Below are 16,536 nucleotides of genomic sequence, written 5' to 3'. Positions count from 1 at the left end.
CCCGAGCACCGACATGGCGGCCGGAAAATCGGCGTCAGGGAGGTGCGCGGAGCGCGGTTACGCTCCCCCTCGGGGGTGGATATGGGCCGACCGACCACCGGGCTGCACGTCAGCGGATACCGGTTCCTGATGCGCCGCATGGAACACGCACTGGTCCGCGCGGACGTCCGGATGCTCGACGATCCGCTGCGCGGCCAGTCGATCGCACTCGTCGCCGGTGCGGTGCTTGCGGCCATCGCGGTGGCCGGTTGCGCGATCCTGGCGGTGCTGCGCCCGCAGGGCGGCCTCGGCGATGCCCCGATCGTGATGGAGGCGCAGTCCGGCGCCCTCTACGTGCGGATCGCCGACACTCTGCATCCGGTGCCCAACCTCGCCTCGGCCCGCCTGGTGGTCGGCAACGCCGCGGAGCCCCGGACGGTCAGCGCCCGCGCGCTGGCCGAAGCGCGGCGCGGACCCCAGGTCGGCATCGCCGGCGCGCCGGCCGTGATCGGGCCGGTGCTGCCGCCGCAGGAGGCCGGGTGGACGGTGTGCGACCGCGCCGAATCGACGTCGGTGGCGGTCGGACCGCAACCGCCGGGCGTCCTCGCCGGGGATCGCGCCGTCCTGGTCACCGCACGGTCGGAAGGTCCGGCGGTCACCTACCTGCTGCACGCCGGCCGGCGCTCCGCGGTCGACCTGCGCGACACCGCGGTCGTGCGGGCCCTGCGGCTGGACGGTGTGACCCCGCGACCGGTCTCCCGTGCACTACTCGACGCGCTGCCCGAGAACCCGCCGATCACCGCCCCGGCCGTGCCGCGCGCCGGCGGCCGGGGTGCCGTGGCAGGCCATCCGGTGGGTGAGGTCGTGCGCCTGCCGCGCGCCGACACCGCGGAGTACTACGTCGTGCTGGCCGACGGCGTCCAGCGCATCGGTGAGGTGACCGCCGACCTGATCCGGTTCACCGTCCGCCAACGCAGTCAAGACATTCCCGCCGTCGCCCCCGATGCGGTGGCCGCGGCCGGCGCCGTGGCCCCGCTGCCGACCGCCACCCATCCCGATCGGGTGACCATCACCGAACCGACTGTGCTGTGCGCACATTGGGCGATGAACGGCCCGGACGTGACCACCACGCTCGTCGACACCGCGCCGGCTGCCGCGGTCGTGGAGCTTGCGCAGGCCGACGGTGCCGGACCGAACGTGGACGGCGTGTCCCTTCCGCCGGGGCGCAGTGTCTACACCCGTCCGGTCGGCGTCACCGGCGGCGGGGGCGGCGCACAACCGCGCTATCTGGTGACGGACCTCGGTGTGCTGTTCGGGGTGCCCGACGACGACACCGCCCGCACGCTCGGCGTGGGGTCGTCGCCGGTGCCTGCGCCGTGGCCGGTGCTGGCCCGGCTGCCCCGCGGACCCGAACTGAGCCGTGCCGCAGCGTCAGTGACGCGCGACGCGGTCGGAGTGGCCGCGCCGGTGCGATGAGGCGCTCAGCGCGACGAGCACCGTGATCGCCACGCAGATCCCCGCTCCGGCCATGGCGACCCGGCGGGGCCGCCCGTCGTGCGGGACGTCGGCCGGTGCGTGCAGTGACCGCGCTGGGGTCTCGGTCGTGTCGGCGGGTACGCCGCCGCTCACGGCGGCCGCCACGTCCACGACACCGTGGCCGACGACGGGATCCCAGCCCGCAGGTGGCCGGTGCGCGGTGTCCTCGATGCGCTGCATCACCTGGCGGGCGGTCAGGTGCGGCCAGCGCGAGCGCACCAGCGCCGCGACCCCCGAGACCACCGGCGCGGCGTAACTGGTGCCGGCGATCGACGCGTCGCCGTCGGCGGTCGGCAGGGCATCGACCAGGCCGTCACCATCGGGGTCCAGCGACACCACGTGCTCACCCGGCGCGGCGACGTCGACCCACGGTCCGGCGAGGCTGAACTCCGACGGGGCGCCGTCGGTGCGCACCGATCCGACCGTGAGCACCAGATCGTCGTACCAGGCCGGGCTGGCAACGGATTCGACGCTCTGCCAATCCGGTCGGCCCGGTTGGGTGGCGTTCTGCGTCGGGCACTGGCCCGGACCGCCGACGTTGCCCGCCGCGGTCACCACGACCGCATTGCGCACGTCGACGGCATAGGCGAGGGCGGCGCCCAGCGCGCGGTCGTCGAGCGCATCGGCCGCAGCCAGACAGGCCACCGACGACACGTTGATCACCGTCGCACCGAGGTCCGCCGCGGCGCGCACCGCCGTCGCGAGTGTCTGCACATCGCCGTACCCCGTGACGCCCGGATCGTCGGCCGCCCCGAACTTGTTGCTCGACTGACGGATGCCCAGCAGCGCGGCATCCGGCGCCACGCCGGTGAATTCTCCTGTCGCCGCGACGATCCCGGCCACCAGCGTGCCGTGCCCGTCGCAGTCGTCGGTTCCGTCGCCGGTCGACACGTAGTCACCGCCGGGCATGAGTCGGGGGAGGAGCCGGTGCCTGGCCACGCCGGTGTCGATGACGGCGACCGTCTGGCCCGCGCCCCTGGTCAGCGGCCACACGCTCTGCAGGTTCAGCATGTCCAACTGGCGTGCGTCCGCAGGCGGGTCCCGGTCGCGTTCGGCGCCGGAGCACTCCGCGCGTTGTTCGGTGCGCTGCGGCGGTGCCGGTGGTGCGGCGGCGGGAAGGAACGCGTCGTCGACGGCGGGTGGGGTCACCGCCGACACCTCCGGGGCCGTCGCCAACGGAACCGCCGCCACGAGCAGTCCGGTGAGGGTCGCCGCGGTGATTCGGCCGGTCATATCAGGTCCGAGGTGCGGACCATGGCGAACAGGTCGAGTGCCGCGCAGGCGACCGGCACCACCGCCGCCAGGACGGCGTACTCGAGCACCTCGACGGAGCGCGCGGCGAGCGGCGACGGCTCACCCGGGCTCTCGCGCACGATCACGGTGACGCCGGCGCAGACCGCCACCGCCGCCGCCCAAGGACCGTACCGCATCGCCGCCACCACGAATGCTGCTGTGAGCGAACACGATCCGGACAGCGTCAGCGCCCACCGGCACGCGCCCGCAGCGTAGCAGCGTGACCGCAGCAGCATCGCCGCTCCGGCGACGACGCAGAACGCGGTGCCGGACAGCCAGTGTCGCGCACCACTGAGACCCCCGATCGCCACCACGGCGGTGCCGATGCACGCCGCCGCACAGATGCCGATCACCAGCCCGACGAGAAGCCGGTGCCCGGCGGCCGCCCGGTGGGCCGCGTCGGGAAGGAGTTCGTCCGTCAGCGAGGGTGCAGGAGCCAGCCCGGAGAGCAGGACAGAGAGACGTGGGGCCAGGCTCAACGCACCGAGCGCCAGCAGTGCCAGCGCGACGCCGGCCGAATGCGGCGACACCTGCCACACCACCGCGCCCGACATCACCGCGGCGCACAGCAGGCCCGCACACGCCGCCGCGGTCGACACGACCGGCGACCCGACCCGGAGGCGGAGGAGGACCAGCGAAACAGCCGCTGCGGCAGCGACACCCAGCAGTGCGTGAGGCACATCCAGCGCGCCCGGAACGGCCAGCGCCCCGCACAGCCCGGCCAACAGCACGGTGAGCCACCCGAGGGGACCGCACACCCACATCTCCCGTCCCGCCCGCGACATGGCGACCGCGGTCCCGCCGACCAGGCACGCCAGCATGCCGAGGGTGATCAGCGACGCCGATCTCTGCCCGGCCAGACCGGCGAGCGCCCCCGCCGCCGCCGCGATCACCCCCACGACCACCCGCAGCGCACGCGTGTCACCCTGCGGCGGCGCCGACGCCAGCACCGCGGTGACGACATCGGGTCGGTCGAACCGCGGCACACGGGACAGCGTGGGGCTCAGCAGCAACACGTCACCGTCGCGAACGTCCTGATCCTGCAACGGAACCGCCTCGTCGAGGACGGTGCCGCACAGCGTGGCGAGCTCCCACCGTGCCGGCGTCCCGGTGTCGGCACCGGCCAATCGGACGATGTCCGGGATCAGCGACGCCACCGGCAGCCGCGCGGGCAGCGCGAGATCCACCGCGCCGACGTCGTCGGCATGGACAGAGACGTGACACACGTTGGCCGACACGGCTACTCCCATCGCTTGAGATGTCGCCACCGTAACCGCGCGCCACGACAGTCCCGCGCACCGAATTCGGTTCCTGTGGACAGGGAACCGATCGGCGCCGGGCACCGTCCAACCACTGATGGACATCTCCGAACGCATCCCCCGTAAGGGCGAATTCACACTGGACGCGCCGCCGCCGGTGCCGCGTCCGACCGGCGGGCATCCGCTGGCGCGGCTGATGCCGTTCGCGATGCTGGTCGCCGCGGGCGGGATGATGCTGCTGTACTTCAGCTCGGGCGCCGGTCAGGCCAGGAGCCCGATGTTCGGGTTCTTTCCCGTCATGATGGTGATGTCGTTGGTCGGCACCCTGGCGTTCGGCGCCCGCGGTACCCAACGCGGCGCCGAGGTGGAACGACACCGACGCGAGTATCTGCGCTACCTCGACGGTGTGGACCACGCCGTCGCCGGCACCGCTAGCCGACAGTACGACGACGAGCACCGCCTGCACCCCGACCCGGACACACTGTGGGCGATCGCCGGCAGCGCACGGATGTGGGAGAAGACGGTCGACGGCGACGGGTTCGGCTGTGTGCGAATCGGTCTCGGCCGAGCGCCCATGAGTGTGCGACTCATCGCCCCGGAGGCCGGCCGGACCGACGACGTCGACCCGGTGACCGCCGAAGCGGTGCGCACGCTGGTCCGGGACCGGGCCACGGTCGACGGTCTGCCGCTCACCGTGAAGGTCACCGAACCCGGGCTGATCTGTGTCACCGGAGATCCGGTGGCGGTGCGGGATCTTGCGAGGTCAGCGCTCTGCCAACTCGTCACTCTGCACGGCCCCGGGGACATCTCCGTCCGTGCGGAGTCCGGCGCGGCGGCCGCCCGTGAATGGGAGTGGCTGAAGTGGACACCGCACCACCGGTCATCCGGCGGGCATACCCTGCTGATCGTCGACGGCGTCCCACCACCGGCGCGTGCACCGGATCTGACGGTGCTGTGTCTCGGTGGCCCGGACCGCGGTGACATGACGGTGCACGTCGAAGCCGGGGAACTGACGATCCGGGACCGCACCGGTGACGACCGCGCGGGCCGCCCAGACGGCCTCACGACCGATCAGGCCGACGCCTGTGTCAGGCGGTTGGCCGCGAGTGCCGGTCGGGTCGCGCAGGCGCCGGTCCGCGGCACGCCGAGGAACTGGCAGGACCTGCTCGGCATCACCGATCCGACCACGCTCGACCCCGCCGCGGCGTGGCGATCGCCGCCCCAGGACCGGTTCCTGCGGGTGCCGATCGGATTGTCCGACAACGGAACACCGGTCGAACTGGATCTCAAGGAAGCCGCTCAGCAGGGAATGGGACCACACGGGCTCTGCGTCGGGGCCACGGGCTCGGGCAAGTCGGAGCTGTTGCGTACGTTGACCCTCGGACTGATCGCCTCCCATCCGCCGGATGAACTGAACCTGATCCTCGTCGACTTCAAGGGCGGGGCCACGTTTCTCGGTCTCGAGCGGACCGCCCACGTCTCGGCCGTCATCACCAACCTCGACGAGGAGTCGCACCTCGTGGCGCGCATGCGTGACGCCCTCGCGGGTGAGATGCACCGCCGCCAGCAGCTGTTGCGGTCCGCGGGCAACCTCGCCAACATCGCCGGCTACCGGCAGGCGCAGGCATCCCGACCCGATCTGACGGCCCTGCCCGTGCTGTTGATCGTGGTCGACGAGTTCTCCGAACTGCTCGCCCAGCAGCCCGATTTCGCGGAGCTGTTCGTCGCGATCGGGCGGGTCGGCCGGTCGCTGGGCATGCATCTGCTGCTGGCCAGTCAACGGCTCGACGAGGGCCGGCTTCGTGGGCTCGACACCCACCTGTCGTATCGGATCTGCCTGAAGACGTTCTCGGCCACCGAATCCCGTGCGGTGCTCGGAGTGGGCGACGCCCACGAACTGCCCAACACGCCGGGAGTGGGTTACCTCAAGACGGCGTCCGGTGACATGACCCGGTTCCGCACCGCGTTCGTCTCCGGCCCCGTCACCGCGAACCCGGCGCCTCCTGAGGAACACCCGAGACCCCGGCTGTTCACCGCTGTCCGTCAGGAGCCGGATCACCCTGTCCCGGAGTCGGCGTGCCGGTCGGCGCCGACGGTGCTCGACACCGTGGTGGATCGGCTGGCGGGGTTCGGCGCGCCCGCACACCGCGTATGGCTGCCCCCGCTGTCCCGTGCGTCCGCGCTCGATGCGGTGCTGTCGCGCGCCCCCACCGACCAGGCCGCGCCGCTGACGGTGCCGATCGGCCTCGTCGACCGCCCCTTCGAACAGCGTCGCGACCTCTTCACCGTCGCCCTGGGGGGAGCGGCGGGCAACGTCGCCGTCATCGGAGGTCCGCGCTCGGGTAAGTCGACGGCGCTGCGCACGTTGATGCTGGCGCTGGCGGCCACGAACGATCCACGCGAGGTGCAGTTCTACGGCCTCGACTTGGGCGGTGGCGCCCTGGCCGCGATGTCGGAACTCCCGCACGTGGGGGCGGTGGCCGGCCGGCAGGACACCGAGCTGTTCAGGCGGATCGTCGCGGAGTGCGAAAGTCTGTTGCGCACGAGGGAATCACGCTTCCGGCGCGGCGGGATCGAGTCGATGTCCGAGTACCGGCGCCGCCGCGCCGCGGGCGATCCCGCCACCGGAGCGGACCCGTACGGTGAGGTGTTCCTCGTCGTCGACGGCTGGTCGGTGCTGCGCCGGGACTTCGAGCAGCTGGAGCCGTCGATCACCGCGCTGGCCGTACAGGGGTTGTCCTACGGGATCCACGTCGTTCTGGCCGCCTCGCGGTGGGCCGATCTGCGACCCGCGCTCAAGGACCAACTCGGCACGAGGATCGAACTGCGACTGGGGGATCCGGCGGAGTCGGAGATGGACCGCAAGCGGGCCCGGCAACTCGCCGACGGCACGCCTGGGCGGGGCCTCACCCGCGACGGACACGAGACGGTGATCGCGGTGCCGCGCCTCGACGGTCAACCGACCGCCGACGGGCTCGCGGCGGCCCTCACCGCGGCCGCGGACACTCTGCGAATCCGCTATGGCCACCGCAACGCACCACCGATCACGCAACTGCCCCCGCTCGTCCACCGCCACGACCTGGCAGCCGCGGAGTCACCCACCCGGGTGGTCATCGGAATCGGTGAGAACGGTAATGCGCCGGTGACACTGGATTTCGCGGCGCAGCAACACCTCATCGTGCTCGGCGACGTCGAGTGCGGCAAGACCGCGGCGCTGCGCGCGTTGTGCACCGGGCTGACCGCCCGCAGTTCGCCCGAGGCGGTGCAGCTGCTGGTCGTCGATTTCCGGCGCACCCTGCTCGGGGTCGTCGAATCCGAGCATCTGACCGGCTACGTGATGGCGGAGGCCGCTCTGGCCGCCGCGGTGCCGGCCCTGGTCGAGCGCCTCGCGGCCCGGATGCCGGGCGCCGATGTCACCCAGCAGCAGCTGCGCACCCGATCCTGGTGGTCGGGTCCGGAGATCTACGTCGTCATCGACGATTACGACCTGGTGGCGGGCGGCGCCGGCCTGACACCGCTGCTGACGTACCTGCCGCATGCGCGCGACGTCGGACTGCACGTGATCGTGGCCCGCCGCTCCGGCGGTGCGGCCCGGGCGATGTTCGATCCGCTGCTGGCACGGCTGCGCGATCTGGGCGCGATGGGGCTGATGATGAGCGCCGGCCCCGAGGAAGGCGTGCTTCTGGGATCCGCGCGTCCCAGCGCGCTGGCCCCCGGGCGCGCGACGCTGATCACCCGTGGCGCCGGCGAGCAGCTGATCCAGGTGGCGTGGACCGATCCGCCGTGACCACCGTTGAGGTCGGTCCGGTCGCGATGCGTGGCCCCAACCGGGTCGACGATGAGTTGGCCACTGCGGCAATCGAATCGATCGACGATACCCTCATGCTCGTCGAAGACGGTCCGGTCCGCGTCCGCGCGGTGATGACGGATCTCCTGCGGTCGGCCGTCGGTCCCGGTGCCGACGAGCTCGCGGTGGTGCATCCCGGTTGGTGGAGCAGGCGCCGGGTGCAGGCGGTACTCGACGCGGCGGGCGACATCTGCGGCGCCGCGGTCGCCGTCACCCGCGCAGAGGCGCTCGGCGGCGGATACGACGCGGTCGTGGAGATCGCCGCAGAGCATGTCGCCGTCACCGCGGCCAGGATCTGCACCCTGACCCGCACGTCCGACGACGCGGTGTGCGCGGCGGTCGTTCGTGAAATCGGCCACGCGCAAACGGTCGTCGTCGATGCGCCGCCGGGTGTCGGTGGGAGCGCACTGGCGACGGCGATCGCGGCCGCCCTCCGTCGTACCGGGGTCACCGTCACACCGGCCGCCACCCAGGTGGTTCAGATCCCTACCCGTCCCGTCGCCGCACCACCGCCGAGACGGTCCGGGCGACGCGCAATACCGGTACTGGCCGGGGCGCTGGTGGCCGCGGCGGGTGTCGGTGCGGCGGTGGTCACGCACGAGCCGGCACCGCCACCGGCGGAGCCGAGCACCCTCCTGGTGGAGGGTCGCGCCGCGGTCGTCGTACCCGCGCTGTGGACCGTTCGGCGCATCACCGACGGCGGCGGATCGGCCCGCGTGCAGATCACGTCACCCGCGGATCCCGCTGTCGCGCTGCATGTCACGCAGTCGCCGCTGCCGCGGGCCCAGTCCCTCGGAGAGGTGGGTGACACACTGCTCGGCGCGCTCGAGGCGCAGCCCCCCGGGGTGTTCACCGATTTCCACGCCCGCGACGAACGCGGCGGTCGGGCCGTCGTCACGTACCGGGAGCGTCGGGCGAGGCACCAGACCGACTGGGTGGTGCTCGTCGACGACACGCTGCGGATCGGGATCGGTTGCCAGAGCCCACCGGGCAGAACCGACGCCGTTCGGTCGGCGTGTGACGCCGCGGTGCACTCGGCGCACGCGGTGTTCGGAAAAAACATGTCCGAGAACGGAACCGGATGAGCATCGGCACCGTCGTAAGTCATATCCGACCGCAACAGAAGGGAAGCCCCTCGATGACGACACCCACCGGCGGCGCGCTCAACACCGACTTCGAGCTCATGGGCTCTGTCGCCGGCGCGATCGACGCCCGTAACGAAGAGATCCGGGCGATGCTGCAATCGTTCATCGGCCGGATGACCAGCGTGCCGCCGTCGGTGTGGGGCGGGGTGGCGGCCGTCCGGTTCCGCGAAGTGGTGGACCGCTGGAACGGCGAATCGGTGAAGCTGCACACCGCTCTGCAGCGCATCGCCGAAACCATGCGCAGCAACCAGCAGACGCTGATCGCCGCCTCCGACGGGCACTCCCACCAAATCGGTGTCGTCGGCACCTCCCTGTAGCAGCGAGAATTGGAGACACCATGGACCAGGTTCTGTCCTACGACTTCGACCAGATCGAGTACACCGTCCGCCAGGAGATCCACGCGACGCACGGCCGGCTCAACGCCGCACTCGACGAACTGCGCGCGCAGATCGCCCCGTTGCAGCAGGTGTGGACCCGCCACGCCGCCGAGGCGTACCGCGCCGAGCAGCTGCGCTGGGATCAGGCGGCCGCGGCGCTGAACGAGATCCTGTTCAGCCTGGGCCGGGCCGTGCGCGACGGCGCCGACGACGTCGCGGCGACCGACCGCAGCGCGGCCAACGCGTGGGGGTGGTGATCCCACGCACACAGACCCTGTGCGGTCCCAACGGGAGGGGAGCCCGGCGGGACCGCACAGTTCTGTGCGAGTGGTGTCCAACCGCGTTTTGACCTGCGACGACGCGCGCAGGTAAGCTGCCACGTTGGCGTGCGGTGCCGTCACGGTAACGCGGGTCCCCGGGTCAACGTCGGTCGCCGGGACCACCCTCCGTCACGCCAGACCGTCACCCGGGTCACCGGGGTCCGAGCGGGGTAAAACCCGAGATGAGAAGGGTAAGCACTGTGCCTACGTACACGCCGAAGGCGGGTGACACCACACGTTCGTGGTACGTCATCGACGCCACCGACGTGGTGCTCGGCCGGCTCGCCGTCGAAGCAGCCAAACTGCTGCGCGGCAAGCACAAGCCGACATTCACGCCCAATGTCGACGGTGGCGATTTCGTCATCGTCATCAACGCCGAGAAGATCGCCGTCAGCGGCGACAAGCTCAACAACAAGTACGCCTACCGCCACTCGGGTTACCCCGGCGGCCTGCGCCGGCGCACGATCGGTGAGCTGCTGATCAAGCACCCGACCCGTGTCGTGGAGAACGCGATCGTCGGCATGCTGCCGCACACCAAGCTCAGCCGGCAGGTGCAGAAGAAGCTCAAGGTGTACGCGGGTCCGAACCACCCGCACGCTGCACAGCAGCCGATTCCGTTCGAGATCAAGCAGGTGGCGCAGTGACCGAGGCAGTGGAGACCGAAACCGTCGAGCCGACGACCGACGAGGCGACCGCCGCGGACGTCGAACCCCGCGAGCCGGTGTACATCGACCGTCCGATCCAGACCGTCGGCCGCCGCAAGGAGGCCGTTGTGCGGGTGCGCCTGGTGCCCGGCACCGGCAAGTTCAACCTGGACGGTCGCACGTTGGAGGCCTACTTCCCCAACAAGGTGCACCAGCAGCTCATCAAGGCCCCGCTGGTCCTGGTCGACCGGCTGGAGAGCTTCGACGTCTACGCCCACCTCGACGGCGGCGGGCCGTCCGGCCAGGCAGGCGCCCTGCGTCTGGCCATCGCCCGCGCGTTGATCCTGGTGCAGCCGGAAGACCGTCCCGCGCTGAAGAAGGCCGGGTTCCTCACCCGTGACCCGCGTGCCATCGAGCGCAAGAAGTACGGCCTCAAGAAGGCCCGTAAGGCGCCTCAGTACAGCAAGCGCTGATCGTTCCACCGAATCGCCGGGCACATTTCGATGTGCCCGGCGATTTGTCTTTTGTGAGCCGTCCCACAATGCGAATCGAGTAAAATCGGCGCGTTATCCGAATCGTATTTGCCCTGCGAATTCAACGGATGACAGCGTCCATTCAGTTAATTAGACAACCCGGGGTAAATGCGCATTGCTCCGCGGGCGGCTTGAACCCGGCGCCCGGTTGGGAAACCCTCGAAGTCGAAGCACGGGCGCCGTCGGACGGCGTCGGCAGACCTTCTGCCTCCGGGGGCGAGTCAGTCACTCGTACCGCACCGGGCCGTGGCTTCGTGACTGAAAAGGAGCACTCCCCATGAACAAGATCCTGAAGAACACTGCCGCCGGCACCATCCTGGGTGGCGGACTCCTGTTCACCGCCGGGCTCGGCCTGGCCAACGCGCAGCCGGTCGAGGCGCCCGAGGGCGTCGTGACCGTGTCCGTGGGCACCACCGCGATCCTCGAGGGTGTGGACGTCGATACGGCCGCCACCGCCGCCGGTGCGATCTGCGGGACCCCGGCCTCGGATGTGACCGCCCTGGTCGAGAAGGTCACCAGCGAGGGCACCGACCAGACGGTGTGCGAGAACCTGCCGGGTGGCGCGCTGGCCATCAAGAACGGTGTGCCTGCTGAGGCGCCCGCCGCCGAGGTGCCCGCTGAGGCGCCTGCCGCAACCCCGGACGGCGCGCAGGTTCCGGGCGAGGCCGAGTCGGCGGAGACCGCGCCGGCCGACAGCGCCCCGATCGGGTAATCGATCCACTTGCTCACCGCCCGCATCCACCCGGATGCGGGCGGTGAGTCGTTTCCGGGGTTTTCGCGTCGGTGCTGGGCGCGGTTGCGTCGGAGGTTCCAGTAACAACGAGCGGCGGCGCGGCGAAGGACTCTGTGGTGCGTTCACCAGCGTATCGGCGGCGGCCCGTTTTACGTGGCAGTTAATTAGATTTGGCTGATTATACACTTTGCTGATGAAATTTCGGTGAGATTTCGGTTTGAACACGGTTGGATCAAGGAAGCCTCTTCGTGGAAGCGCGACGTCGAAATGGCGACGGTGGGCCGTTCCCGCCGCCGGTATGGGTCAGTCTCTTTTGGGGGCCGGATCGCGCTTCTACGACTGATAGAGGAGTTATCTACGTGAAGAGCATTGTGAAGCGTGCGTCCGCTGGTGCCGTCATGGGTGGAGCGCTCATGTTCTCGGCCGGAATGGGTCTCGCGCAGGCGCAGCCCGACACGATCATCGGCGATGGCCTGGTGAATGTCGGCATCGGCGATGTGACGATTCTTGAAGACGTGAACGTCGGCGTCGCCGCGAACGTCGTCGCGCAGTTGTGCGACGTGGCGGACGCGAACCTCGGGCTCCTGAGCGAGGAGGTCACGCAGGTCGACACTGCCGGTACCCAGATCACCAAATGCGAGATCGCCGATGCCGGTGGGGTCACCGTGACCCAAAACGGCCCGGGTAGCTCCGAGCAGGCTCCCGGCGCCGCCAACCGGCCCCAGGGATAACCAGGACCAAGCCACCGCCCGCATCCCCCTCGGATGCGGGCGGTGTGCTGTCCGGCAGTTGGCTCCGCGGGCGCCATGTGTGAGAAGTTTGTCGGCATGGCTCGACTGTTCGGCACCGACGGCGTGCGCGGGGTCGCCAACCGCGACCTGACCGCTGAGCTCGCCTTGGCGCTCGGCTCGGCGGCCGCGCGCCGGCTGAGCACCGCCGGACATGCCCGGCGCCGAGTCGCCGTCGTGGGTCGCGATCCCCGCGCCAGCGGCGAGATGCTGGAGGCGGCGGTGATCGCCGGGCTGACCAGCGAAGGCGTCGACGCCCTGCGCGTCGGTGTGCTCCCCACCCCGGCAGTGGCCTATCTGACCAGCGCCTACGACGCCGACTTCGGCGTGATGATCTCGGCGTCGCACAACCCGATGCCCGACAACGGCATCAAGATCTTCGGCCCCGGCGGGCACAAACTCGACGACGCCACCGAGGACCGCATCGCCGAACTCGTGCAGCAGGGGCCGGGGGAGCGCCCGGTCGGCGCGGGAATCGGCCGCGTGGTGGACGCCCCCGACGCCCTCGACCGCTATCTGCGGCATGTCGGCAAGGCCGTGACGACCCGCCTCGACGCGCTGACCGTCGTGGTCGACTGCGCCCACGGCGCCGCGTCGGCGGCCGCACCGCTGGCCTACCGTGCCGCCGGTGCCAACGTGCTGACCATCAACGCCGATCCCAACGGGCTCAACATCAACGACGGCTGCGGGTCGACCCACATGGAGACCCTGCAGGCCGCCGTGGTGTCCTACGGCGCCGATCTGGGTCTGGCCCACGACGGTGACGCCGACCGGTGCCTGGCCGTCGACGCCAACGGACGCGTGATCGACGGTGACGCGATCATGGTGGTGCTCGCGCTGGCCATGCGCGAGTCCGGGGAGTTGGCCTCCGACACCCTGGTCGCGACGGTGATGAGCAATCTCGGTCTGCATCTGGCGATGCGGGACGCGGGCATCGAGGTGCGCACCACCAGCGTCGGCGACCGGTACGTGCTCGAGGAGTTGCGGGCCGGGTCGTACTCACTGGGCGGCGAACAGTCCGGTCACATCGTCATGCCCTCGATGGGCACCACCGGTGACGGCATCCTCACCGGTCTGCGGTTGATGTCGCGGATGGCCCAGACGCGTAAATCCCTGGCGGCGCTGGCCGAACCGATGCACACGTTGCCGCAGGTGCTGATCAACGTCCAGGTCGCCGACAAGACGACCGTCGCACAAGCGCCATCGGTGCAGAGCGCGGTCGCCGAGGCCGAGGCGGCGCTCGGGGACACCGGGCGAATCCTGTTGCGGCCCTCGGGCACCGAGCAGGTGGTCCGGGTGATGGTCGAGGCGGCCGACGAGGACACGGCCCGCCAGCTGGCGGTCCGGGTCGCGGAATCGGTGAGCGAACAGCGCTGACGGTGGAACCGCCGCGCACCGCGCGGCGTCTAATCTGGCATGGGAGCAGTTCGGGCCGCCCGCGTCGACGGTGCGGCACTTGTCAGCATCGCCGGGCAGTACGACGCCGTGGCCAACATCGTCGAATCGGCGGTCGGCACACACCTTTCCGCGTTGTCATTCGACGGCTCCGCTGCGGGCCGGGACCACACCGCCCACGGTGAGGCGCTGCGCGCCGCGCTCGACGATGTCGTCGTCGCGCTGCGCGGGTGGGCGCGCTCGGCGGGTGGGGTCGCTTCGGAGTTGCGCGCGTCGGCCGTTCGGTATGCCCAGGCCGACGCCGACGCGGCATTGCGGGTGCGGTGAGCCGTGGCCGGGACCTTCGATGTGGCGGGCCGGTTGGCCGAAGGACGGCCTGCCGTCGACGATTTCACGCGCTACGTCTCGGCGTGTCAGGTGCTCGGCACCTGCGGTCACGGCCTGAACGACCGGCTGGAGCAGGCCTACGCCAGTGAGGCGGGCCTGGATCTGTACGCGCTCGACGCCGACCACGCCGCACTCCGCGCGGCGGTCGCCGCGGTGCGCGAGGCTCAGGAACTGCAGGACGCGCAGCTGAATGCGTTGAGTGCGGCGTGGACGGGGACGGGTGCGGATGCGGCCGCCGAGTTCCTGCACCGGCACAGTGCCGCATCGGCGCAAGCGGTCACCGCGCTGTCCACCGCGGCCGAGCAGGTGGGCGCCCTGCGCGACGAGCTCTGGCGGATCGTCGACGCCAAGGTCGCAGCCGCGGAAGCCGTCGACGCGCGAACCGCCGGCGTGCGCGGGGAATGGCGGGCGGCCGCGGAGACCGTCACCACGGGGGTGGGTGACCAGGCCACCGCCAGCGAATTGGTCGACGCCCACGTCGCACCGTTCGTCGAACAGGACGTGCGAGCGGAGTGGGTCGCCGCCATGGAGGCTGCGAGCGCGGCAGTCGCGCAGTGCTTCGACACCGCCACCACTGCGGTGAGAAGCGAAGGGCCACCGCGCTTTCCGGAGCCTGCGGAGTCATGGTCGCCTGCGCCCACGCCTACTGTGGCCGCGGCCGCGCCGGGGCCGCCGCCACCTGCGACGGCACCCGCGCCGATGACCGAACCCGCGGCCGCAGCCGCGATGCCCACGGCGCCGATGCCCACGGCGGGCGCGCTACCGGATATGGGCTCGGGCCTCTCGGGTCTTTCGGGTCTATCCGGTGGTGTCGGGGGTCTCGGTCAGCAACTCGGCGAGATGGTCAGTGGCCTGATGCCCTCGCTCGGCGAGGCACTCGGTGACCCGCCCGATCTCGACGAGCCCGACGACGCGCTCGAACTCGACGAAGACGCGCACGAAGACGAAGACGACAAAGAAGAGGACGACGAAGAGGCCGAAGAACAGAAGGCTGAGCCCGACCCGGAATCCGAGCCCGAGGAGCCGGCCGCGGTTGAAAAGCCTGAGGCCGCCACTGTCGATGCCACTGCCGACGAGCCCATGCCTTCGCCGCCCGTGCCCGAGCCGCCCGCCCCGACGCCGCCCCCGGCGCCCGCGGCTCCATTGGCCGAACCGATTGCACCGCCACCCGGGCCGGACTCGGCGACACCGTGTGAGATCGCCGCGAACGAGGTTCCGCAGGTTGGCGAGTGAGTTCCGCGACTCAGGGGAGCAGCTCCTGCAAGTCCTCCACGAAACGCACCGATTCGCGGCGGTCGGCGGTCACCGGCTGCAGCAGCAGGGTGGTGGCACCGCCCTCGACGAAGGCGGCCAACCTCTCCTTGACGAAAGCTTTCGAACCGATCAGCGAGACCGAGCGGACGAGGTCGTCGGGCACCGCAGCGATTGCCTCGGCCTTCTTGCCCGACAGGTACAGATCCTGGATCTGATCGGCCACCTCGCCGAAACCGTAGCGCGTCGCGAGGTTGTGGTAGAAGTTCCTGCCCCGGGCGCCCATACCGCCGATGTACAACGCCAGTTGCGGTTTCACCCACTGCAACCGGTCCTCGACGTCGTCGCCGATCGCCAGCGCGGCGCTCACCATCACGTCCAGCGGTCCGAGCGCCGGGTCGCGTTTGGCGTAGCCCGCGCGTAGCGCGTCACCCCACACCGCATCCGCCTTCTCGGGGTGGAAGAACACCGGCTGCCAACCTTCGGCGATCTCGGCGGTCAGCTCGACGTTCTTGGGTCCGAGGGCGGCGATGGTGATCGGAATGCGTTCGCGCACCGGATGATTGATCAGATGCAGCGGTTTACCCAGGCCGCTGCCACGGTCGGCAGGCAGCGGAATCTGGTAGTAGCGGCCGTCGAATTCGACGTTCTCGCGGCGCCACACCTTCCGGCAGATCTCCACCACCTCGCGCGTGCGGCCCAGTGGCGCGTCGAACGGGACGCCGTGAAAACCCTCCATCACCTGCGGGCCGGACGTGCCGATGCCCAACCGGAACCGGCCGTCGGAGACGTAGTCGAGGCCCGCCGCGGTCATCGCCAGCAGCGACGGCGTCCGCACGTAGATCGGCACCACCCCGGTACCGAGTTCGATGCGCGAGGTCTTGGCGGCCAGGTAACCCAACTGGCTGATCGCGTCGAACGAGTAGGCCTCCGCGACCAGGGCGATGTCGACCCCGGTCTTCTCGAGTTCGACCACGTCCTCGACGGCCTCACGGAAACCGCCCGCATAACTCAAGAAGATGCCAGTGCGCAGAGAAGCCATGGAAGGT

General features: G+C 70.6%; 15 protein-coding genes. 12 read left to right on the top strand and 3 right to left on the bottom strand.

Annotated features, from left to right (window positions below):
* The first annotated feature begins 81 nt into the window (after positions 1 to 81).
* Entirely contained in the window at positions 82 to 1,455 is a 1,374-nt protein-coding gene (eccB, locus tag G6N49_RS17515; RefSeq protein WP_011768102.1) for a type VII secretion protein EccB, read from the top strand.
* Here eccB and mycP read toward each other — a convergent pair.
* Both mycP and eccD read right to left on the bottom strand, forming a co-directional pair.
* Positions 1,411 to 2,748, bottom strand: coding sequence for a type VII secretion-associated serine protease mycosin (gene mycP / locus G6N49_RS17510; protein WP_011854865.1), 1,338 nt, complete (start codon positions 2,746 to 2,748; stop codon positions 1,411 to 1,413). The two genes, eccB and mycP, sit on opposite strands and share 45 nt — an antisense overlap.
* A complete protein-coding gene (gene eccD, locus G6N49_RS17505) occupies positions 2,745 to 4,046 on the bottom strand; it encodes a type VII secretion integral membrane protein EccD (RefSeq protein ID WP_235679533.1) in 1,302 nt (433 codons plus the stop codon). Before eccD ends, mycP begins: the two co-directional genes overlap by 4 nt.
* A 118-nt stretch (positions 4,047 to 4,164) precedes the next feature.
* Here eccD and G6N49_RS17500 point away from each other — a divergent pair, with 118 nt between their 5' ends.
* The 11 genes from G6N49_RS17500 (at position 4,165) to G6N49_RS17450 (ending at position 15,469) form a co-directional block, all read left to right on the top strand.
* On the top strand, positions 4,165 to 7,854 hold the full coding sequence (locus G6N49_RS17500; RefSeq protein WP_011854867.1) for a type VII secretion protein EccC: 3,690 nt from the start codon (positions 4,165 to 4,167) through the stop codon (positions 7,852 to 7,854).
* Positions 7,851 to 8,999: a type VII secretion-associated protein gene (locus G6N49_RS17495; protein WP_234786900.1), complete on the top strand. Its 1,149-nt coding sequence runs from the start codon at positions 7,851 to 7,853 to the stop codon at positions 8,997 to 8,999. The genes G6N49_RS17500 and G6N49_RS17495 overlap by 4 nt, the downstream gene beginning before the upstream one ends.
* 53 nt (positions 9,000 to 9,052) lie before the next feature.
* Positions 9,053 to 9,376, top strand: coding sequence for a WXG100 family type VII secretion target (locus tag G6N49_RS17490; RefSeq protein ID WP_011854869.1), 324 nt, complete (start codon positions 9,053 to 9,055; stop codon positions 9,374 to 9,376).
* A gap of 20 nt (positions 9,377 to 9,396) precedes the next feature.
* Positions 9,397 to 9,693, top strand: coding sequence for a WXG100 family type VII secretion target (locus G6N49_RS17485; RefSeq protein ID WP_011558541.1), 297 nt, complete (start codon positions 9,397 to 9,399; stop codon positions 9,691 to 9,693).
* A 263-nt stretch (positions 9,694 to 9,956) separates the two neighbouring features.
* Positions 9,957 to 10,400 carry a 50S ribosomal protein L13 gene (gene rplM, locus G6N49_RS17480; protein ID WP_011558542.1) on the top strand — a complete coding sequence of 148 codons (444 nt, stop codon included), beginning with the start codon at positions 9,957 to 9,959 and terminating at the stop codon, positions 10,398 to 10,400.
* A complete protein-coding gene (rpsI, locus tag G6N49_RS17475) occupies positions 10,397 to 10,873 on the top strand; it encodes a 30S ribosomal protein S9 (RefSeq protein ID WP_011558543.1) in 477 nt (158 codons plus the stop codon). Before rplM ends, rpsI begins: the two co-directional genes overlap by 4 nt.
* A gap of 337 nt (positions 10,874 to 11,210) precedes the next feature.
* Complete coding sequence (locus tag G6N49_RS17470) at positions 11,211 to 11,645, top strand: hypothetical protein (protein WP_011558544.1); 435 nt, start codon at positions 11,211 to 11,213, stop codon at positions 11,643 to 11,645.
* A gap of 380 nt (positions 11,646 to 12,025) precedes the next feature.
* The gene (locus G6N49_RS17465; RefSeq protein ID WP_011558545.1) at positions 12,026 to 12,397 is read left to right on the top strand and encodes a hypothetical protein; all 372 of its coding nucleotides are present in this window, start codon (positions 12,026 to 12,028) and stop codon (positions 12,395 to 12,397) included.
* 96 nt (positions 12,398 to 12,493) lie between these two features.
* Positions 12,494 to 13,831 carry a phosphoglucosamine mutase gene (glmM, locus tag G6N49_RS17460; RefSeq protein WP_041309493.1) on the top strand — a complete coding sequence of 446 codons (1,338 nt, stop codon included), beginning with the start codon at positions 12,494 to 12,496 and terminating at the stop codon, positions 13,829 to 13,831.
* Between the two features lie 39 nt (positions 13,832 to 13,870).
* Positions 13,871 to 14,176 (top strand): DUF7162 family protein, encoded by a 306-nt coding sequence (locus G6N49_RS17455; RefSeq protein WP_011558547.1) that lies wholly within the window; start codon positions 13,871 to 13,873, stop codon positions 14,174 to 14,176.
* Positions 14,177 to 14,179: 3 nt separating this feature from the next.
* Positions 14,180 to 15,469 (top strand): hypothetical protein, encoded by a 1,290-nt coding sequence (locus G6N49_RS17450; RefSeq protein WP_011558548.1) that lies wholly within the window; start codon positions 14,180 to 14,182, stop codon positions 15,467 to 15,469.
* Between the two features lie 10 nt (positions 15,470 to 15,479).
* On the opposite strand, the gene G6N49_RS17445 is transcribed toward G6N49_RS17450, so the two are convergent.
* Entirely contained in the window at positions 15,480 to 16,529 is a 1,050-nt protein-coding gene (locus G6N49_RS17445; RefSeq protein WP_011854870.1) for an LLM class F420-dependent oxidoreductase, read from the bottom strand.
* Between the last annotated feature and the right edge of the window lie 7 nt (positions 16,530 to 16,536).

Origin of the sequence: Mycolicibacterium monacense (genome assembly GCF_010731575.1) — a bacterium.
Lineage (GTDB): Bacteria > Actinomycetota > Actinomycetes > Mycobacteriales > Mycobacteriaceae > Mycobacterium > Mycobacterium monacense.
Note: the sequence above shows the minus strand (reverse complement) of the source record. Positions and strands in the feature narration are given on the sequence as shown.